14 protein-coding genes and 3 pseudogenes are annotated in these 22,213 nt (G+C 66.5%); 4 read left to right on the top strand and 13 right to left on the bottom strand.

Features of this window, described 5'->3' with window-relative positions; genetic code table 11:
• Positions 1-319: 319 nt before the first annotated feature.
• From E4U91_RS39405 to E4U91_RS36095, 8 genes and pseudogenes are all read right to left on the bottom strand, one after another.
• Positions 320-514, bottom strand: a complete 195-nt coding sequence (locus tag E4U91_RS39405; RefSeq protein ID WP_241679000.1) for a transposase family protein — start codon at positions 512-514, stop codon at positions 320-322.
• A complete protein-coding gene (locus E4U91_RS39400) occupies positions 445-750 on the bottom strand; it encodes a transposase family protein (RefSeq protein WP_241678956.1) in 306 nt (101 codons plus the stop codon). Before E4U91_RS39400 ends, E4U91_RS39405 begins: the two co-directional genes overlap by 70 nt.
• Complete coding sequence (locus E4U91_RS39395) at positions 660-1,247, bottom strand: helix-turn-helix domain-containing protein (protein ID WP_241678955.1); 588 nt, start codon at positions 1,245-1,247, stop codon at positions 660-662. Before E4U91_RS39395 ends, E4U91_RS39400 begins: the two co-directional genes overlap by 91 nt.
• A gap of 118 nt (positions 1,248-1,365) precedes the next feature.
• Positions 1,366-2,127, bottom strand: a pseudogene (locus E4U91_RS36125) (transposase family protein).
• A 528-nt stretch (positions 2,128-2,655) separates the two neighbouring features.
• Positions 2,656-3,357 (bottom strand): GntR family transcriptional regulator, encoded by a 702-nt coding sequence (locus E4U91_RS36110; RefSeq protein WP_168218308.1) that lies wholly within the window; start codon positions 3,355-3,357, stop codon positions 2,656-2,658.
• Positions 3,358-3,492: 135 nt separating this feature from the next.
• On the bottom strand, positions 3,493-4,914 hold the full coding sequence (locus E4U91_RS36105) for an aminopeptidase P family protein (protein ID WP_137311279.1): 1,422 nt from the start codon (positions 4,912-4,914) through the stop codon (positions 3,493-3,495).
• Positions 4,915-4,975: 61 nt separating this feature from the next.
• Positions 4,976-6,439 carry an aminopeptidase P family protein gene (locus E4U91_RS36100; protein WP_137311278.1) on the bottom strand — a complete coding sequence of 488 codons (1,464 nt, stop codon included), beginning with the start codon at positions 6,437-6,439 and terminating at the stop codon, positions 4,976-4,978.
• 77 nt (positions 6,440-6,516) lie between these two features.
• On the bottom strand, positions 6,517-7,032 hold the full coding sequence (locus E4U91_RS36095) for an ATP-binding protein (protein ID WP_137311277.1): 516 nt from the start codon (positions 7,030-7,032) through the stop codon (positions 6,517-6,519).
• Positions 7,033-7,386: 354 nt separating this feature from the next.
• Between E4U91_RS36095 and E4U91_RS36090 the strand changes: the two genes are divergently transcribed.
• Positions 7,387-8,382, top strand: a complete 996-nt coding sequence (locus tag E4U91_RS36090) for a LysR family transcriptional regulator (protein ID WP_137311276.1) — start codon at positions 7,387-7,389, stop codon at positions 8,380-8,382.
• A gap of 95 nt (positions 8,383-8,477) precedes the next feature.
• Positions 8,478-9,284 carry a transposase family protein gene (locus E4U91_RS36085; RefSeq protein WP_137311275.1) on the top strand — a complete coding sequence of 269 codons (807 nt, stop codon included), beginning with the start codon at positions 8,478-8,480 and terminating at the stop codon, positions 9,282-9,284.
• 20 nt (positions 9,285-9,304) lie between these two features.
• Here the strand turns inward: E4U91_RS36085 and E4U91_RS36080 are convergent.
• Positions 9,305-10,055 (bottom strand): annotated as a pseudogene (locus E4U91_RS36080) (transposase).
• 2,163 nt (positions 10,056-12,218) lie between these two features.
• On the opposite strand from E4U91_RS36080, the gene E4U91_RS36075 reads away from it, so the two are divergent.
• Positions 12,219-14,861 (top strand): SpoIIE family protein phosphatase, encoded by a 2,643-nt coding sequence (locus E4U91_RS36075; protein ID WP_137311528.1) that lies wholly within the window; start codon positions 12,219-12,221, stop codon positions 14,859-14,861.
• Positions 14,862-15,028: 167 nt separating this feature from the next.
• On the opposite strand, the pseudogene E4U91_RS36070 reads toward E4U91_RS36075, so the two are convergent.
• The 3 genes and pseudogenes from E4U91_RS36070 to E4U91_RS36055 all read right to left on the bottom strand — a co-directional run bounded on the left by E4U91_RS36070 (position 15,029) and on the right by E4U91_RS36055 (position 17,443).
• Positions 15,029-15,943, bottom strand: a pseudogene (locus E4U91_RS36070) (transposase).
• Positions 15,944-16,011: 68 nt separating this feature from the next.
• Positions 16,012-16,281, bottom strand: coding sequence for a hypothetical protein (locus E4U91_RS39390; protein ID WP_241678954.1), 270 nt, complete (start codon positions 16,279-16,281; stop codon positions 16,012-16,014).
• Positions 16,282-16,646: 365 nt separating this feature from the next.
• Positions 16,647-17,443 (bottom strand): IS5 family transposase gene (locus E4U91_RS36055; protein ID WP_419249442.1). Its coding sequence is split into 2 segments (ribosomal slippage): positions 16,647-17,146 and positions 17,146-17,443, totalling 798 coding nucleotides; the frame shifts between segments, so codons are not numbered across the junction.
• A gap of 193 nt (positions 17,444-17,636) precedes the next feature.
• Between E4U91_RS36055 and E4U91_RS36050 the strand changes: the two genes are divergently transcribed.
• Positions 17,637-20,009: an immune inhibitor A domain-containing protein gene (locus tag E4U91_RS36050; RefSeq protein ID WP_241678953.1), complete on the top strand. Its 2,373-nt coding sequence runs from the start codon at positions 17,637-17,639 to the stop codon at positions 20,007-20,009.
• 62 nt (positions 20,010-20,071) lie between these two features.
• On the opposite strand, the gene E4U91_RS36045 is transcribed toward E4U91_RS36050, so the two are convergent.
• Positions 20,072-22,153 carry an MGH1-like glycoside hydrolase domain-containing protein gene (locus E4U91_RS36045; protein ID WP_241678952.1) on the bottom strand — a complete coding sequence of 694 codons (2,082 nt, stop codon included), beginning with the start codon at positions 22,151-22,153 and terminating at the stop codon, positions 20,072-20,074.
• Between the last annotated feature and the right edge of the window lie 60 nt (positions 22,154-22,213).

The raw sequence follows: 22,213 nt of genomic DNA, 5'->3' as shown, positions 1-22,213 counted from the left end.
ACTAGACGCAGAGCGGCCCAACATTTCGCAAGTGTGCCCGCTCAGACTCAGTAGGCTTCGACGACGCGTGCATCACCGGGTACGGCCAGGCGGGCACCCCCTGCCTCAGACGCCACTTGCCACGCAGCTTCAACCACAATGCATGGGCAGTCATGCCTGCCGTCGCGTGCTCGGACGCAATAAGGCGACGAAGCAGGCTGGCGCACAGGGCCAAGGCCTCGCAGGTGCCATAGTTCGGGTTCCCTGGCAGGACGCGTCGCCTAACGAGCTCGTGCACGGTAGGCAGTGAAGCGTCGAGGATGGCAGCGGGGCTCGGAGTTCACATCTGCCGTGCCGACGTCAGGTCCGCGGTCTGTTGAAGGGACAGCAGGCTGGCGACGGCTTGGACGATGTCACTCATGTGCTCGCGGCGGCCGAGATGGCGGGCCAGGGCCTGCCAGTTCTTCAGGTGCGCGATGCCGTGCTCGACCCGGACACGTCGTGAGGAGTGCGCTTTGCGCTGCCGCTCGTGCATTTCCTCGTACCAGTCCGGGCGTTCTTCCTGAACTTGCGATGCGGAGGTGTGACCACCCGGCCGCCGGTCTGCGCACCCAGGCCCTGGTAGCCGGCATCGGCGAGGATCTCCATGGCGGGACCGTTGGCCAGGAGACTGACCAGCCCTAACTGGCGGGCGTGGGTGATGTCCGCGCAGCTTCCGGGCCTGGCCGGACTGCAGAACAGGAGCCGGCCATCCGCGTCGGTGCGGACCATGGTCTTGACGGCGTTCTGCTTGCCCTTGCCGGAGATGAACTTGTCCCGGTCCTTGCGGCCGGCCGCCGGACCCGGATCTTGGTGCCGTCGATGATCCCGGTCTTCCCGCTGGCACCGAGATGGTCGACGACCTCGGTCAGAGTCCGTAGCCGCACGCCGGGGCTCACGGTGCATCCTCGCTCGGCGAGCAGCGGCCGCACCTCGCCGATGGCGCGGGTGATGGTGGAGCGGTCCACGTCGAACCAGCAGGCCAGCACGTCGTGCGTGGCCCCGTGCCGGAGGTGCACGAGCGTGGCCAGGAGCCGGTCGACGAACACGAGCCGGTGCTTCGCCCCGGCGCCCACCGCCCGCTTCCACGGCCGGGACGCAAGCTTGGCCTGATGCCGTTCATGCCACAACGGGCCCAGCTCAGCCACCAGTTCAACGATCACATCGGCCGAAAGACCCGTGATTCTCCGATTGCTGACGATCGCTGCACGAGCTACGTTCCCCACCACACGACCATGATCGCCGATCAAAAGCTCGACACCTCACCGCCTACGGTGCACGAGCTCGTAAAGGGTGTTGCACAAGGCCGTGATCAAGCAGCCTGAAGCGGGCGGCTGAGCTTGGCGGTCACGCGGCGAGGGCGAGGTTGTGCATGCGGGCGACGGCCTGGATCGCGTGGTGCAGGCCGTCGCCGCGTTGGCGGCAGTCGCGGAGGATCTTGTAGTTCTTCATCCGGAAGAAGACGTGCTCAACGCGTGCACGGACTTACGGTGGGCGGCATTGTCCTCTTCCTCGCCCTTCAGCAGTGGTCGTCCGGGGCGTTTGCGATGCGGGACGATCAGGCCGGTGTTGATGTAGGCGCCGTCGCCGAGCACGGTCACACCGTGGCAGTAATCGGCCAGACCGGAGTTGCACCATGCTCTGGCATCGGCTGTGTTGCCAGGCACAGGCCGGACGGCCGCCACCACTAGGCGGGTCTCTGCGTCGACGATGACCTGTACGTTTGCAGAGAACCGGTAGTTCCGTGAGGAGGCACCCACGCCTCGGTCGCGCACCGGGATAAGGGTGCCGTCCACGATCCACAGCCGGTCCGGGGCGTCTGCGGAGCGGCTCGAGCGCGAGCAGCGGTCCCAGCCGCTGGATCACAACACAGACGGTGGACGAGGAGACGCCGAACAACGGGCCCAGCTGCCGCATGGTCAGATTGGTACGGTCGTACACCGCGACCATCAGCACCCGCTCAGCCAGCGGCAACGACCACGGCCGGCCCCGCAGCGTGCCGTTGCCGCCCCGCCCCCGCACCACCTCCAACAGACGCAAAAAATGCGTCATCCGCAGCCCCGTGAACGTCTCCACCCACACCCGTTCAGCACGTAACACCGCGGCCATACCAGGGAGATGCCCAGCTCACGGCCTTGTGCAACACCCTTTACGAGCTCGTGCACCGTAGGCGGTGAGGTGTCGAGCTTTTGATCGTCGATCATGGTCGTGTGGTGGGGAACGTAGCTCGTGCAGCGATCGTCAGCAATCGGAGAATCACGGGTCTTTCGGCCGATGTGATCGCTGAACTGGTGGCTGAGCTGGGCCCGTTGTGGCATGAACGGCATCAGGCCAAGCTTGCGTCCCGGCCGCGGAAGCGGGCGGCCTGAAGAACTGGCAGGCCCTGGCCCGCCATCTCGGCCGCCGCGAGCACATGAGTGACATCGTCCAAGCCGTCGCCAGCCTGCTGTCCCTTCAACAGACCGCGGACCTGACGTCGGCACGGCAGATGTGAACTCCGAGCCCCGCTGCCATCCTCGACGCTTCACTGCCTACCGTGCACGAGCTCGTTGAAGGCGATACGGCGACATGACATTAAGAGAGGCTCCTTATGACGGTTCGCGGCACCGCCAAAGCCGCATGGGGGCGGTTAGCACTTCAGCGGCTGCCGAGCCGATGAACCAGCTTGCGCTCCTCAGCCCGGCCGTCGGCCCACAAAGTGCGCACGTGGGCAAGATGCCGCCGCATACAGTCCTCGGCCTCTTGCGTCTCGCCACCTACGATCAGATCAAGAAGTTCAATGTGCTCCTGAGCGGAGGCAACTAGTCGTCCCGTTTCGTTCAGGCTCGCCAACCCGAACAGGCGAGAGCGCTTGCGTAGATCGGCAACCACCTCCACGAGGTGATGATTACCGGCCAGAGCTAGAAGCTGCAGATGAAACTGGTGATCTGATTCCAGGTACTTCAGCACGTCGTGCTCTTGAGCTGCGGTGACGATCTTCTGCGCGAGGGGACGCAGCGCCTCCAACTGGTCAGCGGTAGCCACAGCACTGACGCGGCCCACGGTGGGAACCTCGATCAGCGTTCGGATTTCCGTGAACTCGTCGAGGTCCTGGTCGGTCATCTCCGTGACGCGGAATCCCTTGTTGCGCACCGCTTCAACCAGCCCCTCACGGGCCAGGTCAAGCATGGCCTCACGCACGGGGGTGGCAGAGACACCGAGATCCGCTGCCAGCGTGGGAGCGGAATACACGACGCCTGGGCGAAGCTCGCCAGCGATGAGAGCTGATCGGAGGGCACTGGCAACCTGATCGCGTAGGTGCGTCTGAACGGAGATCGCCTGCGGTTTAAGATGAGGCATCTGCGCTCCTCCACGGATCCAGCCCAATGACCTCCCACTATACAATGTCACGTTGCCTGAGAGGACCCGCAGCCACCTTGACGTGTGCCACATCCGTCTTGATCTGCCATCGGTGGCACCATAGCGCCGCGTGAGTCAGCGCATGGACGCTATCCAGGCCTCTACACCGTCCGCGCTGCGCGGGAGCTCCGACGACAGGCATACGGGCCCGTCGGCCGTGATGACGAAGTCGTCCTCGATCCGTACGGCGATGCCACGCAGCTCTTCGGGTACCGTAAGGTCATCAGGCTGGAAGTACAGGCCGGGCTCCACGGTGAGAACGTGCCCGGCTTCGAGCAGGCCGTCCATATAGGTCTCGCTGCGGGCACTGGCACAGTCGTGACAGTCCAGACCCAGCATGTGGCCGGAGCCGCATACGGTGTACCGGCGGTAGAGATCGGACTCAGAGGTCGCAGCGGTCCCGCCGTACGGCTGCAGCCCCCAAGCGTCAAGACCTTCAGCGATCACCCGCATCGCGGCGTCGTGGAACTCGCGGTACCGGGCGCCGGGGCGGAGCGCGGCTATACCCGCGGCTTGAGCCGCGAACACCAGGTCGTAGACGCGGCGCTGGGTGTCGGTGAAGTGCCCGTTGACCGGGAGCGTGCGTGTGATGTCGCCGGTGTAGAAGGAGTCGGACTCGACGCCCGCGTCCAGCAGTAGCAGGTCTCCGTCCTTCACGGGGCCGTCATTACGCATCCAGTGCAGGACGCAGGCGTGCGCTCCGGCCGCCGCGATGGTCTCGAATCCCAGACCGTTCCCCCCGAGCCGGGCTCGCCGGTTGAACGTGCCCTCGATCCAGCGTTCTCCCCTGTCAAAGCTCGTCACTCGATGCATCTCAGCAGCGACGTCGTGGAATCCTGCGACTGTGCAGTCGACGGCGATGCGCATCTGATCGATCTCCCACTCGTCTTTGATCAGGCGCAACTCCGATAGGAAGGTGACCAGTTCGGCGTCGGCCTGCGGCGCCGGCGCGACCAGGGCGTCAACACGCTGGTCTATCCCGCGCAGTACACGAGTTGGACGGGCTCCGCCTAGCGCCCGTTCAAGATCCTCGTATGCGGCGGTCTCCACGCCCAGTGCGTCCGCAGTCTCGTTGAGGGTGCGGCGCCTGCCGGTCCAGAACTCGCCGTGCCGTCGATCGCTGTAAAACTCTGCACTGTTCGGGCCGGGTGTGCGTGCCGACCTAGGGCGGGTGAATAGGGTGACCGAGTGTCCGCTTGGGGAGGGTTCGAAGACGAGGACACTGTCAGGAACTGCCTGTGTGCCCTCCTCCCCTGTGAGGTGGATGAATGCGGAGTGCGGACGGAACGCGTAATCAAAGTCATTACTTCTGACTTTGAGTCCTCCTGATGGAACGATGATTCTTTCGTCGGGGAAACGCTTGGATACCGCCGAGCGGCGGGCAGCCGCATATATGGATCCCGGCATGAGCGGTACTTGCAGGTCTGTATTCGCCCATCCTCCCAGAAACGCGTCGATCACTGGGGCGGCCGGAGCCTGGCATTCATCCTTACTCATACAGAACAAACCGCCTTGTCTCACGTCTCGAAGGGTGCAGGTGTCAGGGTTTGGGGAAAATTCAGTCCCGCAACCGGGCCATCCATATTTCTATTTCGCTTGCTTCTCGCGGAAGACCGCAGGACAGGTTTTCGTTGCCTTCCTCGGTTACGAGGATGTCGTCCTCGATACGCACGCCGATGCCGCGGTATTCGGCAGGAACCGTCAGATCGTCGGGCTGGAAGTAGATGCCGGGCTCAACGGTGAGCACCATGCCTGGTACCAGCGTGCCGTCCACATAGGTTTCGGTCCGCGCCTTGGCGCAGTCGTGGACGTCCAGGCCGAGCATGTGACCGGTGCCGGCGAGTGTCCATCGTCGCTGCAGCCCAAGTTCGTAGGCCTCGTGCGCCGATCGGTCCCCGAACAGGCCCCAGGCGGCGAGGTACTCGGCCAGTACCCGCTGTGCCGCGTCATGGAAGTCACGGAAAGCAGCCCCCGGCTTGACCGCGGCGATGCCAGCCTCCTGCGCCGCGTATACCGCGTCATAGACCTTCCGCTGTACCGCGGTGAAGCGGCCGTCAACAGGCAGGGTGCGTGTGACGTCGGCCGTGTAGAGGTTGCGGGTCTCTACGCCGGCATCGAGTAGCAGGAGATCACCGGGCCGCGCTTCGCCGTCGTTGCGGACCCAGTGCAGGGTTGTGGCGTGAGAACCCGCAGCACAGATCGATGAGTAGCCGACGTCGTTCCCCTCAATGCGTGCACGCGTCCAGAATGTTCCTTCTATCAGGCGCTCGGCAGTCGGCTCCGCGGTAGCGAGGGCGCGGACAACGTCCTCGAAGCCGAGCGCAGTGGCCTCGCAGGCGAAGCGGAGATCGGCGATCTCGAACTCGTCCTTGACCAGGCGTATCTCGGAGAGCACGACGCGGAACTCCTCGTCGCCCTCACATCCGGCCTCGGTGCCCACCACTGCATCGATGTCTGCGTCGCAGCCCCGCAACAGACGCACCGGGGCGGTAGATGGCCTGAGTCGATCGGTGAGCGTGCGCACGTCGAGGCAGGGCAGGCCGAGCAATTGCGCGTTCTCGGCCAGACTGTTCCGGCGCCCGTCCCAGAGTTCACCGTGATAGTCGAGCCAGAACTCACCCGTCTCACGATCGGAACGCGGAAGCATGTAGATGGTCGCCCGGTGCCCGCCGTACTGTCCCGGCTCCATGACTAGCACAGCGCCCGGGGACTGGTCACCCGTCAGGTAGACGTAGTCCGAACAGGCCCTGAAGGGATAAGACGTATCGTTGGCACGGACCTTCGTCCTGCCGGCCGGTATCACCAGCAGTTCATCGGGAAAGCGTGCGGACAGCTCCAGCCTGCGCCGCGCGGTGTATGCCGCCTGTGCGATCGGTTTGAGGTCGCGGCGTTCGGTATCTGCCCAGCCCTGCTTCATGTTGTCGGCGAGTTCGGCGCTTACCTGCCGGTACAAACCGTTTTTACGCTTGCGGTTCTCATCCGCCTCTGCGGTGACAATAGAATTCTGCAGCGAATCACTCATAGGTGCACCTCTTTGTCAAGGTTTCTGTCTCATCAGCTGGATATCCAGGTTTCGACTTCTCTGCGAAAGCTGCGGCATCATATCGACGGGAAAAAGCTCGATAACAGCTTCTCTGCGGCGGGAGTCACCGACCAGCGCGCCCGGTCTGCCTCGGTTCCGCCGTCCTGAGTATCGTGCAGTAACTCGCTGGCTTCCGGTCTGAGTAAAGATGCCGCCGGCAGAGCCGCCCAACAGCGCTTGCCGGCGGTGGTGCGGTCAGATCCTTGGAACAGACAGAGACCTTCGATCAGCGCAAGACCACGCCCTCGCTCGTCATCGACGTCTGCGTCACAGGGTTGGGGCTTTGCCGAACTGCCATCGTGGACCGCAATCACAAGGAGGCCCGCGTCCAGCACCATCTCGACCAACATGGGCCCCCCTGCATGCTCGAGGCCGTTGGTGAGCAGCTCCGAAGCGACCAGTTCCAGCCGGAAGGACAACTCGTCGTCAGATGGCGCAGTCCACGACCTCACCGCCCTGGAGACACGGTGGCGAGCACTGTGAACCGCAGCTGCAGTCGCTTCGACAGTGAAGCGGATCTGGGAGTGAGGCACAGTGTTTCTCCTTGGGCACGAGGCGCTCAGCACGGATCGGACCCGCTGGCGCTGCGGCACGCGAGCACTCCACAGGCAGAACGCTGTGCCGCAGCGGTGCAGGTTTCACGGCGTGCGGGCCCACGCTCCTGGACGCAAGCAGGACGCACAGGGGACAGTTCCAGGGGCCACTCCGCCAGGACAACTGGTGAGGGCATAAGAAAAAAGGTGGAGAGGGCATAATTTCGGTGACTGCAGTGGGCTCGTCGGCCAGGCCGTACGGCCATACCTCGCGCATGCCAAGCACCGTTTGTCTAGGGGCTGGCACTCGTGCGCATAATGGCCGCTGCTTCCGCGACACGACGAGGTGTACCGATGGAACTGGAGCTGCGTCATCTGCGTGTGCTGTGCGCAATAGCGGACTCTGGCAGCGTCGGCCGGGCAGCTGCCTCACTGGGCTTCACCCAGCCCGCACTGAGCACACAGCTCCGCCGTATCGAGCGACTCCTGGGTGAAGGACTGTTTGTTCGCAGCAGCACCGGCATGGGTTTGACCGCTTACGGGGCAGATGTGGTAAGCCAAGCCCGCGAGATCCTTCACCGTGCCGATGCCCTTGCACGACGGCACACGGACCGCATGACCGCCGCAGCCAGTACGATTCGGCTGGGCGCCACCAACACACCAGTAGTACCGGCACTGCTGGACACTCTTCGTCATACCTGCCCGGACCTGACGGTCTCCGTTCACAGCGTGTATGCCACCAGCGAGCTTCTCCGGCTTCTGGAAGCCGGAGAACTCGATGCCGCACTGGGCGTCGACTATCCCGGACAGCCGATGAAACATTCCGCAGCCCTCGCGCACCGCGCCATCAACACCGTTCCGGTCTTCGTGGCGATACACGCCGACCACGCACTGGCACACCGCATCGAGGTGCCGCTGGAGGAGCTAAGCGAGGACACTTGGTTCGTCTCCTCGGACGACGGGGCGGGCTGGCCTGGAGCCTTTTATGATGCGTGCCATGCCGCTGGTTTCACTCCCGCTAAGACTCACGAGTTTCATCTACTCGATCAGCTGCAGACGATGATCGCCAGAGGTCTGGGGGTGACAGCCGTTCAACCCACCTTGTGTCCCATCGACGGAGTCTTGGTTAAGCCTTTGGCAGGAGACCCTCTGTGGCAGCGAAATCTTCTCGTCTGGCGTCAGGAAGCCGTCGAGGCGCCCGTAGCAGAGGCTTTGCACCATCATGCGGTCCGCGCCCACCGCCAGCTGTTGGCTCAGGCTCCACACCTGCAGAGGTGGATGACTCGCGCCTACACCACTGGGCGTTCACCCGGTAAGGATGGAGTGGAGCCTGCCTGCTCCACTTACTGATTGAGCGTTTCAGTGAGCCTCTTTCATCCTGTGCTGGAGGGTGAAATGGGCTGGTCAGCGGGTGTGGTGACGAGGCAGGGCCCCTGGTCGTTGGCGTGGTGATCTCACTCAACACGTTGGCGACCGAAGGGGCCCTGGTGGTTCCGTATCCTGCCACGCTTGACGTCCCGCACGAGGTGGTTGAGCACGTTGCCTGGCTGCTTCACGAGCGCCATCGAGCTCACAACACCCGATGGCGTAAGCTCGGCCGCTTCAAGCAGGCTCTGCTCACGCTGGTCCATCTGCGGGAGAACGAGACGTTCTCGCAGCTCGGAGCCAGTTTCGGGATATCCCAGGCCACCGTCTGGCGTTATGTCGACGAGACACTGGACGTCCTGGCCGGCTGGGCGCCCAGCCTCTACGAAGCCCTCACCGGCCTCGGTGAAGGCGACCACGTCATCGTTGACGGCACCTTGACCTCCATCGACCGCATCCGTGCGGACGAGCCGTACTACTCGATGAAGTACCGCCGGCATGGCATGAACGTGCAGGTCATCGCCCGCCCTGACGGCACACCCCTGTGGTTCTCCCGCGCAACGCCTGGCGGCACCCATGATCTGACCGCGGCTCGGGCCCACGGCATCATCCAAGCCTGCCTGACACGGCAGATCCTCGTCCTGGCCGACCGCGCCTACCAGGGCGCCGGCGCCACCGTCCGCACTCCGTACAAGAACCACCGCGAACAACCCGAGCACTACCAGCAGTTCAACCGCGACCACGCACGGCTGAGAGCTCCTGGTGAACGCGCCTTCGCACAGCTCAAGTCCTGGCAAATCCTCCGCCGAGCCCGATGCTCCACCCGCCGCATCGGCACCATCATCCAAGCCGTCCACACCCTACTGACCTGTAACTATTCAGGATGAAAGAGGCTCAGTGAGCGTTTTCAGCGTTGCCTCTCCAAGGTGAGGACGGCTTTGGTGATGACGGTCATGCGGTTGGGGCTGGTCCGGGACCTGCGGAAGATCTGTCAGGACTTCAGCCGTGCCATGCCGCGTTCGACCGGTGCTCTCGCCGCGGCCAGGGCCCGATTGACAGCGCGCTGGGTGAGGGTGAGTTCACCACCCGGTGGTTGCTTCAGTCCGGTGGTGACCCAGGGGCCGGCGTCCTGGTAGGCGCGATCGGCGAGGATGGGGACGCCCTGACGCTCGCAGATCTAGGACGATGAGGTGGGCGCGGGCTGCGGTCAGGTCGTGGGTGCGGCCCGGCAGCGCGGGCGAGATCCACAGCACCTCGCCCGCGGGGTCAGTGACGACCTGGACATTCACGCCGTGCCGGCGGTGCTTGGCCGAGTAGTCGGCCCGGCTGTCGCCGACGCGGTCGCACTCGGCGAGGGTCCCGTCCAGCAGGACGAACTCCGGATCGTGCTCGCGCAGAGTCTTGAGCAGGCCCGGCGCGCGGTCGGCGAGCAGGCCGGCCACGGCGGCGACAGACACCGTGGCCGGTGCCGACGGATATCCCGAAGCCGGAGGCGATCCGGGTGAGAGTGTCGTGGCGGCGCAGGTACACCAGAGCAACGAGCGCCCGCTGGTGCGGCGGGAGTTTGCACCGTCGGTCACCCTCACGGGCACGATGAGCATCGTGACACACTCGACGAGGCCATGCGGGAGGTCGAGTGCGGCAGGAAAGGGAACCAACAGGGCTTCTGTGCCGATGGGTTGAGACTTCGAACACCTCCCCCAACGGCACGGGAGCCTAGCCTTGTGCGTTGCGGCCCTCACCTCGACCTCATCGGCGTCACCCGATCAGTGGCCACCCTGAAAACGCTCAGTGTTACCGCCTCAGGGTGCGGGCAGCCTCGACAGTTAACGACAGTCGATTCGTGTTGCTCCAAGCCCTTCCGAAGATGTGCCGAACCCCAGATTGGCCGTGCATGCCCCGTTCAACATGGGCTCTCGCTACGGAGGACGCCTGTTTCCCCATGCGCTGCCCCCGGCGGTCTCGAGTGTGTCTCTGCCGGTGACCGCTGTGCCGTCGGCAGGGGCTACAGGAGCCGTCTTCGGTGGTCGTCGAAAGAGCGGCCAGATGCCGTGTGTAGGCGTTCTGGGCATAACCGACGTCGGGGCGGCGGTAGCGCGTTCAAGGACGGCGCGGATGCGACAGCGCAGGACGGGAGCGGTCGATGACTGTCCAGGAGCCGGATCGGTGGTGCGGACCGGGTGGACGAGGATCCCCAATCGGGTCGGGACGTAGTCCGTCTGTACGGCGAGCTACCGCGGACCCTGCGCATCGCGGGGGCATGGCTGGCCACGTTCCCGCGCGCACCGCGGGCTCCTTCGCCCGCGATCTCACCGACGACCACCGGCGGCTGGCTGTGCTCAGCCTGGGCGAGCGCAGCGTTCTGCGGTCTTCTCGCCGCTTATCAGGCGCTCCCGTCGTTGCAGCAGCGTGCATTCAGGCTGTTGTCGGCCCTGGACACTCCCGACCTGCCGGCCTGGGCGCCGTCGCCCTTGCTGGACGTGGTCGCCGATGCGGCCGACGCGTGCCTTAAGGGACTGCCGCTGGCGCAGCTGGTGCAGGCGCGGCAAGTCAGAGGGCCAGCGCATTGTGCTGCACGATCTCGCGCGCGGGTATTCCAAGGAGAGGGCGGCCGAGCATCCCGCGGACGAGGCCGACCGCTCCGTGCGGCGTCTGCTGGGCGCCCTGCTCAGCGCGGCCGACGTAGCCGACGCTCGGTTACGGCCGGCCGGTATCCAGCACAGCGGCCGTGACGGGTCGGTCCGGGATTGCCGCCGGGCGACGCTGTGGCGGGAAATGTGTGGGAAGCCGTTGAGTGGTTCGAAGCCGTGCGGGTCGCAGCTGTCGCCCATGCCCAGGCTCGCGGGTGGTGGGAACTGTGCTGGGAGATCACCGACGCGATGAGTGTCGCTTTTGAGCACCAGCGGCGCTGGGACATCAGCAGCCAGGTGCACGAGCTCGCTTTGGATGCGGCCAACCGTCTGGGGGGATGGCCGGGCCCGTGCCGCTCTGCTGCGCAACTTCGGCGTATCAGCGTCAGTAACGCGGGCAGGACCGCGGAGTGCTTCAGGGAAGCGTTCGCTCTCTTCCAGCTTGGGCGACGAGCACGGCGAGGGCAACGCCCTGGAGTACCTAGGAATTCTGCTACGCCAGCAAGGCGTGCTGAGGGAAACAACCATGCGAAGGCTCATCGCGGCCGAGACCCTTTTCAGGGCCCTGCCGCTTGAGCGTGGACTGGCCCGGACCCTGCGGGAAAGAGCGGTGACCAGCCGGCGCCGGGCTCGCACAAGCCCTCGCCCAACTCGACGAGGCGCAGGCCCTCACTGTAGTGAGGTGGGCGTCGGACCGCATCTGCTCGCTGCTTTCACTGGCCGAGTTGCGCCGTGCCGAGTGGTGGACCTGGACGACTGCGCCGGTGGGCGGCTCGCACGTTTGGGCCTCAATGCGAGCCACGTCGGTTACTCGCCTGCCATCCGCTGGGGCCGCGCTCTGGCAGCCGTCGCCCTGTCCGGACGGCGAGAGCTGAGCCTCACCGACGGCAGCGCCTCGGAAGCAGGCCCCGTCATCGGTGCAACGGTGCCTTGTCCGAAGTCCGCTGTGCCGTCTCCCCGACCCTGCCCCAGTACAGCGGCATCGGCCTCCTCGAAGCCTGGTGCCTGGAAAGCACGCATCCCGGCGTCGTCGACCTCGTCGGCCAGGGTGATGCAGCCGCTGACCCCGTGCAGCCCACGGCGCGGCCTGATGCCAGGGCTGGGAGGGCCTAGCCATACGTCACTCGGTCGGTGTAAAAATGTCATATGTCACGCCAAGTTGGACGTTCCGGGCGCTTGTCTAGGCACTTGATGGTCAGCAAGAGCTCACGCAGCGTCGCCGGACAAGCCGTCCTCCTTCAGGCGGTTCTAGTAATTCTCCTTGTGGTGGGCGCTGTCATCGCTCTCGTGCTTCAGTCGGAACGGGACCTGGCCGCGGAAGCGAAGCACCGGTCCGTAGCCGTTGCGCAGACCTTCGCTCACTCGCCGGGCGTCCAGCAGGCGCTGGCCGGGTCCAACCCATCCGAGGTCCTCCAGCCGCTCACCGAGGCGGGGCGCAAGGCCGCAGGCGTCGACTTCATCGTGGTGATGGACAAGAGGGGCGTTCGCTATACCCATCCGATACCGAACCGGATCGGCAAGCAGTTTGTGGGCCGGATCGGCCCTTCCTTGGCCGGCCGGGTTTACACGGAGAGCGTGTACGGCCCGCTGGGCCACGAAATGCAGGCGACGGTGCCCGTCCGGGACCACGTCGGCAAGGTGATCGCCCTGGTCTCAGCCGGCCTCAAGGTCAAGAACGTCACCAGCGAGGTCAACCAGCAACTTCCGATCATTCTGGGCGCCGGTACGGGAGCGCTCCTGATGTCGACCGGTGGCACGGCGCTGATGGGCAGGCGGCTGCGGCGGCAGACTCACAGCCTGGCTCCGGACGAGATGAGGCGCATGTACGAGCACCACGACGCGGTACTGCACTCCGTGCGGGAGGGCGTGATCATCATTGACGACGACCAGCGACTGTTGCTCGCCAACGATGAGGCCAGACGCCTGCTGGACCTGCCGTCCGATGTCGAGGGTCGCAACGTTAGCGAGCTGACCGGCCTCGACCCGGCGACGGTGGAGCTGCTTACTTCCGGCCGTAATACCGACGACGAGCTGCACTTTGCTGGAGGGCGGCTGCTGGCGGTCAACCAGCGGCCCACGGACCGCGGCGAAGGCCCCAAGGGGACCGTGGCCACGCTCCGCGACTCGACCGAGCTGCAGATGGTCTCCGGACGCGCGAAGGTCGCCAGAGAGCGGCTAGAGCTTCTCTATGACGCCGGTATTGGCATCGGCACCACCCTCGATGTGGTCCGCACCGCTGACGAACTGGCTGGGGTCGCCGTACCTCGCTTTGCCGACTTCGTCACCGTGGACCTATCTGACACCGTGCTGCAAGGCGAGGAGCCCACCCCCACGGCGACTGACATGCGGCGCGTGGTCGTGCGCGGTATCCGCGACGACCATCCGCTCTATGAGCAGGGCCGGCTGATCGACTTCCTGCCGTCCACTCCACAGGCCCGCAGCTACGGTGTCGGCCGGTCCGAGCTGGTGCGCGACCTGTCGACCGCGCATGGCTGGCACGCACAGGACCCGTGCCGCACGCAGCAAATCATGGATTACGGTATCCACTCGCTCATCACCGCCCCGATCAAAGCTCGTGGCGTCATCCTGGGCATGGCGAACTTCTACCGCTCCAAGCAGGACCCCTTCGATGAGGAGGAGCTGTCGCTCGCGGAGGAGCTGGTGGCACGCTCCGCGGTGAGCATCGACAACGCTCGCCGCTACACCCGCGAACATGCGCTGGCCGTCACCCTACAGCGCAGCCTGCTCCCGCGGGCACTGCCGGAACAAAACGCCCTTGACGTCGGCTACCGCTACCTGCCAGCGCAGTCCGGGGTGAGCGGTGACTGGTTCGACGTGATTCCGCTGCCGGGCAGCAGGGTGGCGCTAGCCGTCGGCGACGTGGTCGGGCACGGGCTGCACGCCGCCGCGACGATGGGCCGACTACGGACCGCGGTGCACAACTTCTCCAAGCTCGACCTGCCGCCCGACGAATTGCTCGGCCACTTGGACGACCTCGTCGGCCGCATCGACCAGGATGAGGCGTGCTCGGATTCGGCTGAAATCGTTGGTGCCACCTGCCTATACGCAATCTACGACTCGGTGACGCGCCGCTGTGCCATGGCGCGCGCAGGACATCTGGCGCCCGCGCTGGTCCAGCCCGATGGCAGCGCCCTCTTTCCCGAGGTACCCGCGGGCCCACCACTGGGCCTGGGCGGTATGCCGTTCCAGACGGCTGAGTTGGAGCTGCCGGAGGGCAGCCAGCTCGTGCTGTACACCGACGGCCTCATCGAAGACCGCACGCGGGACCTAGATGAGGGCCTTGAACTGCTGCGCCAGTCGCTCTCAGGGCATCCCGACCGGTTGCCGGAGGAGAGCTGCCAGGCGGTGCTGGACGAGCTGCTACCCGAGCGTCCTAGGGACGACGTGGCACTGCTGATCGCTCGTACCCGGGCGCTGCCACCGGGGAACGTCGCCGATTGGGACGTGCCGCAGGACCCGGCAGCTGTATCAGGGATGCGCCTCATGGTCTCCGGCAAGCTTGACGAGTGGGGCCTGGCGGAACTGGGCTTCGGCATGGAACTGGTGCTGAGTGAGCTCATCACCAATGCCATCCGCTACGGCTCCGGCCCCATTCACGTGCGGTTGATCCGTGACCGTGTGCTGATCTGTGAGGTGGCCGACGGCAGCAGCACCTCACCGCATCTGCGCTACGCCGCAACAACCGACGAGGGAGGCCGGGGCCTGTTCTTGGTCTCACAGATGACCGATCGCTGGGGCACCCGATACACCCCGCAGGGCAAGGTGATCTGGGCGGAGATGACTTTGCCGGACCTCTCGGCACTCAGCGAATAGGTGCCTGCGCCGGAAGCTGCAGCAGGCACAACAGGGTGAGCTGACGGTGCACCACCTGGCGGCCGCCAAATCCAGCTTCCGCTAGGTGGCAAGGTTGATGATCGTGCGCCTTTACGAGTTGGTGCGTGATAGTGGGTGGGTCGTGTTTGGCCCGGTCGTAGCCGCTTTTAGGCGTTGATGGTGCGGTCGGAGACGAGGCCGGCGATGGCGCGGTAAGTGTCGGGCAGGCGGTCGCGGCGGTGGGTCCAGCGGGTCAGTTGCTTCCAGCGTTTGTGGTCGGCGAGGGCGTGTTCGACGGTGATGCGGTCGGAGGAGTGAGCGTGGCGGTCGCGTTCCCACTGCTGGACTCTGCCGGGCAGTGCTCCCGGCCGCGGTTTTCTGGGCGGTGTGATCGCTTGCCCGCGGTGGTCGCGGCTCAGGCCCAGGTAGCCGTCGTTCAGGAGGACCTCGACGTCGGGGAAGTGCTGGAAGCAGACGGCTATGCCTTCGTTGCGGGCGACCGTAGCATCGTGCATACGACGAGGCCGCAGGGCGTCGGTCGATGCGTGCGGCCCCGCCAGTCGGCGATGACGGTGGCCTTCATCATGTTCTGTTTCTTCTTGCCCGCGACGAACCCGCGACGTCCGCCACGACCGGCCGGTGGCCGGCGGACCTGGATCTCGGTGGCGTCCAGGCGCAGCTCAATGCCCTCGGCCTGGGCGTAGGCGAACACGTCCGCCAGTATCCGTAACCGCAGGCCGGGGCGGTCGGGGACCGCGCACCCCCGATCAGCAAGGAGCGGACGTATCTCTGTGATCGCGCGGGTGATGATGGAGCGGTCGACGCCGAACAGCAGGTCCAGCACCGCGGGCGGCAGGTCGTGCCGCAGATGGATCAGCGTGGCTACGAGACCGGTCGACGAAAACCAGCTGGTGACGGGCGCCGGCACCCGCGGCCCGCTTCCTGGCTCCACCTCGTGCAGCATGGCGACGACCCTCGACGCCGGCCTGCCACGACACAGCCAACTCCTCAACCAAGCAGGCGAGATGACGCCGAGAGACCCCCGTGAGCAGCCGATGAGCCAGCACCGTTCGATTGACCATGATCGCCACACACTGATCATGCCACCGGCCAGGCAGGACGCCTTCACCCGCTATCACGCACCAACTCGTTAACATTCGCGCGGTGCGGAGCGCATTCTCGAACGGGAGGCGGACCGTACCCGGGTGCTGATCTTCTCGCTGAATATCTTGTTTCGCGGGATGCCGTGCTGGCTGAACGCGTCGAGTTGGGGGTCAAGTTCCTGCCCGGGGGGGGCGAGCGCCTCGCGTAGCCGATGCGGATCGGCGCTGAAGCGGACCGGCACGACAGCCATGAGGACCTGGTTGTGGATGGCGACGGTGAACTGGGTGAGCAAAACCCCAGCCGCGGGCACCGTCACACGGCCTTCATCAGGCCGCTCCCCCGCCGCTGGCTTGCCACCGTCAACGCCATGCCGAACCTACGCAGTGAGTGGCCAGGTCGTCATGGTCACCGGCGCCTCGTCGGGCATCGGCGCGGCGGCGGCCCGGTTCTTCGCCGACGTCGCTGTCGGGCCAGTAGGTGTCGCTGGCGAAGGGTTGGCGGACGGCCAGAGGTGGCCGGCGTAGGCGTCGTTGTCGAACTGCGGCTGTGGATCAGATGCCGCGGTCGGGCACTGTAAGCCCAAGAAATTGCTCTTCACGCCCCGCGCGGTCCGTCCTGCGGCCCCGTCTCACGCCGCAGAAGGCACACCGGCCGCCGCACCTCTAGGCAGCGTCTTGTCGATCACGTCTGGAGCCAGATGAGTGTGCTGGCCAGGGTGATGGCGGCGAGGTAGCGGCCGGGCTGTTTCTCGTAGCGGGTGGCGATGCCGCGCCACTGCTTGAGGCGGTGGAAGCAGCGCTCAACGACGTTGCGGCGCCGGTAGACGGCTCGGTCGAAGCCACAGGGCCGTTCGCGGCGACGGCGTCGGCCCGCGAGCTGGTCGACGCGTTCGGGGATGGTCGCTTTGATGCCGCGTCTGCGCAGGTAGGCGCGGAAGGTCCGGGCCGAGTAGCCCTTGTCGGCAACCACCCGCTCCGGGCGGACGCGAGGCCGTCCCGGCCCGGGCCGGGTGACGCGGATCTTGTCGATGACCGTCTCGGCCTGGGTGCAGTCGTTGCGGGTGCCGGCTGTGACCGTGAACGCCAGGGGGCGGCCCCGCCCGTCGCAGGCCAGGTGGATCTTGGTGGTCAGCCCGCCTCGGGAGCGTCCGAGGCCGCGTTCCTCGAGCCCCCTTTGGCCGCGGTGTGCTGATGGGCCCGCACGATCGTGGAGTCCAGCGCGACCAGCCAGTCCACCTCCGCCCGCTGCCGGGCCGCGGCCAGAAGCCGGTCGAAGGTTCCGTCGGCAGCCCAGCGGGCGAAACGTCCGTGCACGGTCTGCCAGGGCCCGAACCGCTCCGGCAGATCCCTCCAGGGCACCCCGGTACGGAACTTGAACACAATGCCCTCCAGCACCTGGCGGTGATCCCGCCACCTGCCCCGGGCACGACCCGCAGGCGGCAACAACGGCTCGATCACCGCCCACGCGGCGTCAGTCATCTCCCCATCCCTCACGACCAGCCCAACGATCGGATGATCGGAAAGACACCCCCTAGGGGAAACACGGGCCGTACGCCCAAGACCTTTTGATGAACCGACTCGTCCTCACCGGCACATGAGACTAGTTAAGCAGTATGACATGTGAAATATTACCGGCCATCAGTCCACCACCCACGACCCGAAGGTGCTGCAGATGCGCAGACCCTCCGCGACCGGACTCCTGGCCGCGCTCACCACCAGTGCGATAGCCGCGGCCATGCTCAGCTCCCCCGCTGCCGCACAGGAGAAAACACCCCCGTCCAAGCCGGCGGCTTCAGCTCACCGCAGCATGGGCGCCGAGGCGCCCCAGCCCCCGGTTGCCGCGCCGGCGCACCGCCAGCAGGCCCTGCGAGCACAGGCCATGCAGCGGCTGAACGCCGGAACCCTCGCCCGTGCCTCCGACGGCAGGGCCCCCGCACGGGCAAGGATCGGCGACGACTACGTCCAGCTCGCCCGGCAGCGCACGGACAAGGTGTTCGTGATCCTGGCGCAGTTCGGCGACAAGGTCGACGACAGCACGCTCTACAACGGCCACGTCCGCTACGGCGGCACACCCGGCCCGCGACACGGCGAGATCCCCAAACCCGGCCGCGACGACACCCACACCTACTGGGAACCGGACTTCAGTAAGTCCTACTACCAGAGAATGTTCTTCGACGACACGCCCGGCACCAACTCCGTCCGAAACTACTACCGCACGCAGTCCGCAGGTCGCTACGACATCGAGGGCACCGTCAGCGACTGGGTGACCGTCCCCTACAACGAGGCCCGCTACGGAAGCGACAAGGGGCCCCAAGGCAACGGCGCGTGGACCCAGGCGCAGGAGTTCATCGGCGACGCCGTCAACGCGTGGTACGAGCAACAGCGGGCCAACGGCCGCAGTGACGCGGACATCAAGGCACAGCTCACCCAGTACGACACGGCCGACCGTTACGACGCCAACCACGACGGGAACTTCAGCCAGCCGGACGGCTACCTCGATAACGTGATCGTGGTGCACGCCGGCGTGGACCAGACGTGGGGCGGCGGCGCGCAGGGCGACGACGCCCTGTGGGCGCACCGCGCCTGGGAATTCCCCGACCCGGCGGGAACGACCGGCCCGGCCGGCGCGAAGCTCGGCGGTGCCCAGGTCGGCGACACCGGGGTGTACGTCTACGACTACGTGCAGGCCGGTGAGAACAGCGGGGTCGGCCTGTTCTCCCACGAGTACGGCCATAACCTCGGCCTGCCGGATATGTACCCGCTGACCGGCGGGGACAACAGCGTCAACTTCTGGTCGCTGATGTCCTCCGGGTCCTATCTGGGCCGCGGCCGCAACACCACCGGCGCATATCCGGGCGACCTGGACCCGTACAGCAAACTCCAGCTGGGATGGCTCGGTTACGACGAGGCGCACGCCGCGACGCGCTCCCGGCACGTGCTCGGCGTGAGCGCGTACAACACCCGGCACGCGCAGGCGACCCTGGTCCATCTCCCGGACGGGCGGAGCGAGACCGATCTCGCCGACCCGCACCAGGGCACGGCACAGTGGTGGAGCGGTACGGGCGACAACCTGGACAGCACACTGGAACGGACCGTGGACCTCATAGGCCGCACCGGGCCCGCTGCACTCGATACGGCCGCGTGGTACGACACCGAGCCCGGCTACGACTTCTTCTCCGTGGAGGCGTCCGTCGACGCGGGGAGGACCTGGACCACGCTCGGCGGCACGGTGAACGGCACCCCGATCGGGAATACCACCGCTAACACCCCGGGCCTGAGCGGGAGTTCCGGTACCTGGGCGCAGTTGCACATCCCGCTGGATGCCTATGCCGGGCAGCAGGTCCGGCTGCGTTTTCACGTCACCTCGGACGGCAACACCCACGGCAAGGGCGTCCTGGTGGACGCGGTCCGCGTCACCGCGGGCGCCGACACGATTCTCGACGACGGCGCTGAGAAGGGCGGACAGGGCTGGACCGCAACGGGCTTCGGTATCGTGCAGGGCCGGGTCGCCGTCGAACACCACGCACGGGCTTACCTCGTGGAGAACCGCCGCTACGCCGGCTACGGCGCCTTCCTGCGCACCGGCCCGTACAACTTCGGCTACCGCGGGGTCGCGGGCAAGGCAGACGTGATCGACACGTACCCGTACCAGCAGGGAGTGCTGGTCTGGCTGTGGGACACCGCCTTCAGCGACAACAACACCGCCGACCACCCGGGCCACGGCCTGATCCTTCCGGTCGACGCGCATCCCACGCAGATCCGTTTCGCCGACGGGACTGCGGTCAACGCGCGGGCGCAGAGCTTCGACGCGCCCTTCTCGCTGCACCGCACAACACCGTTCGCGCTGCACAAAGCCGGGGTGCGGACATGGATCCGCAGCGAGCCGGGGGTGCCGTCCTTCGACGACCACACCGGCGTCTACACCGACCCGGCGGCGCCCCAGCTGGGCGTGTCGGTCCCCGATACAGGGACGCGCATCAGTGTCGTGCACGAGTCGGAAGACGACGACCTGACCACGACGGTCCAGGTGTCGCCGAGTTCCTGATCCGTCATTGCGTCCTGCCGGGCCCCGGCCGCCTTCCGGCTCCGGGCCCCGGCAGGGCTTGCTCACACCGTCAGCATGGGCAGCAGAAGCGCCGCCGACCAGCTGAAGTTGGTGGCGTTGCGGGCCTGCCCGGACAGTGGCTGGTAGTTCTCCGCGATCGGCGCGTCGCCGGCGAGTCCCGCGGCATTGGCCAGCAGACGCCTGACGACGGCGCGAGCGTCGTCCTCGTAGCCGTAGCGCCGCAGGCCCTCGACCGCGAAGTAGACGTGGTCAAGCCAGACGAGGCCGCGCCAGTAGCCCTCGGGATCGAAGTACGGTGAGCTGCGTGCGACGGTGGGACATGGCAGGAAGGCGGCGAACTCGTCCGGGTCCAGCAGCAGACGGCGTACGGCGGCGGCCTGGCTCGCGGTGGCGGTGCCCGTCCAGAGGGGAATGACGCCCTCAATACCGCGTCCTCGTGCGGTGAGACGTGTGCCGTCGGCCAGGTCCGTGTCGTGGAACCAGCCGCTGTCCGCGTCGTACATCGTGGAGCACACGGCCCGGCGCACGACCGCGGCCTCTGAGCGAAGTGTGCGGGCAGTGTCTCGGTGGCGGAGCGCGGAGGCGATGTGGGCCAGGTACTGCTTGTCGGCGGCCAGGTAGGAGTTGAGGTCCACCGACTGCTGGGTGAGCGAGTAGCCGAGCGTGGAGCCGTCGGCTCGCGAGGTATTTGTGACCACCGTGGTGCCTAGGGCGGCGTTGAACCGCGGGGCGTCGTCCATGCCGCTCTCCCACGCTGCCGCCTGCCGAGTGTCCGCGGCGTTGTCGTTGCCGGGATCCACGGTGGCGCCATACTCGGCGAGTCCGTCGTGGTCGTGGTCGCGGTTGCGATACCACCAGTCGTGGTAGGCCAGCAGTCTTGGGTACATCTCGCGTAGGAAGCCCTTGTCGCGGCCGGCGCGGTAGACCTCCCACACGGACCAGGCGGCGAGCGGCGGCTTGGAGTTGCGCTCGTTCCAGTTACCGCCTCCGGTGCCGGGGTCGTTGTAGAAGATGCAGTCGGGCACCATCCCGGCGTCTTGCGGGCGCACTGGTGAGTTGTGCGGGATCTGGTGGTCGAACACCGAGCGGATCTGCGCCGCCGCCAGGTCCGGTGCGAACCTCGCGGTACCCACCGCCTGCTTCCACGTGTCCCACGCCCAGACACCGCTGAACCACTTGTACGACAGCGAGGGGGTGACCGCGTCGTGGAGGATACGGCCTGCGGGACTGCGCCAGTTGGTGATGAGCGTCTGCACGCACTTGACCGCCGTGCGCCGCCGCTCGTCGGGGACGCCGGCGACGGCGCGCGTGATGTAGCCCTTCCAGCGCGCGGCGTTCGCGGCGAAGACCCGCCCTGGTTCGTCCAACGCGCGGGCCACGGCTGTGGCTTCTCGCGCTCGCTCGGCCTCGGTGAAGGTGTACGTCTCCGTCCAGTGCAGGGCAGCGGTGTGTCCGGCGTTGAGGACGACGGGTTCGATAATCTCGGTCCTGTAGGTGTCGCCGTCTACCTCGGTGCGCACCGGCCGCCGGTGCGTGACGGCGAACCGCTCGGTCCCGTCGGTCAGGAAGTCCCACGTCTGGCGCACCCGGGTGAAGTCCACCCTCACGCCGTCGGGTGCTGCTCCGAGGTGTGCCGCGGAGCTCTGCGGAGCGTCCGCAGGGCGTAGCAGGGAACCGGTCCATGAGGCGTGCAGGGTGCGCCGTGCCGCGCCGTGATTGGTCACCAGCGCCTGGACGAGCGCGGTGCGGCTGCCGGCGAAGACCAGGTCGAAGCGTACGGTAAGGCCCGACCCGAGGTCGTAGTCCTGGCGCAGCGCCCCCGGCAGTGAGGTAAATACCGGCTTGCCTCCGGCGGAGAAGTCCAGTTGGTGGCCGGACTCGCTCAGCCGGAGGCGGCTGAATCCGGCGCTCAGCCACCACGGGTACTCCTGCGCGATGTACAGCGGGCCGGTGAATGCGCCGTGCGAGGCCGGGTCGGACTCGGTGGGCAGCGCATAGGCGTGCCAGGCGCCGAGGTCGGCGAAGATGTTGATGGGGTTGTTGTCGTTGGCGTCTCCCGGGTGGGCCGCGGCGGGCACGCCGCGCAGGTCGAGGATGTTGGTGTAGTCGTGTGGGCCGCCCACCCGGTCGGCAGGTTGGGCGGTGCCCCCGGCCGGGGTGGCTGATGGGAGGGCCGCGGCTGT

The organism is Streptomyces lasalocidi (assembly GCF_005280215.1).
In the GTDB taxonomy this organism is placed as follows: domain Bacteria; phylum Actinomycetota; class Actinomycetes; order Streptomycetales; family Streptomycetaceae; genus Streptomyces; species Streptomyces longwoodensis.
Note: the sequence above shows the minus strand (reverse complement) of the source record. Positions and strands in the feature narration are given on the sequence as shown.

Bases quoted from the DNA above. Each gene is read 5' to 3' on its own strand.
- E4U91_RS39405 (WP_241679000.1), bottom strand. From the start codon at position 514: ATGCACGAGCGGCAGCGCAAAGCGCACTCCTCACGACGTGTCCGGGTC.
- E4U91_RS39400 (WP_241678956.1), bottom strand. From the start codon at position 750: ATGGTCCGCACCGACGCGGATGGCCGGCTCCTGTTCTGCAGTCCGGCC.
- E4U91_RS36110 (WP_168218308.1), bottom strand. From the start codon at position 3,357: ATGCCTCATCTTAAACCGCAGGCGATCTCCGTTCAGACGCACCTACGC.
- E4U91_RS36105 (WP_137311279.1), bottom strand. From the start codon at position 4,914: ATGAGTAAGGATGAATGCCAGGCTCCGGCCGCCCCAGTGATCGACGCG.
- E4U91_RS36100 (WP_137311278.1), bottom strand. From the start codon at position 6,439: ATGAGTGATTCGCTGCAGAATTCTATTGTCACCGCAGAGGCGGATGAG.
- E4U91_RS36090 (WP_137311276.1), top strand. From the start codon at position 7,387: ATGGAACTGGAGCTGCGTCATCTGCGTGTGCTGTGCGCAATAGCGGAC.
- E4U91_RS36075 (WP_137311528.1), top strand. From the start codon at position 12,219: ATGGTCAGCAAGAGCTCACGCAGCGTCGCCGGACAAGCCGTCCTCCTT.
- E4U91_RS36050 (WP_241678953.1), top strand. From the start codon at position 17,637: ATGCGCAGACCCTCCGCGACCGGACTCCTGGCCGCGCTCACCACCAGT.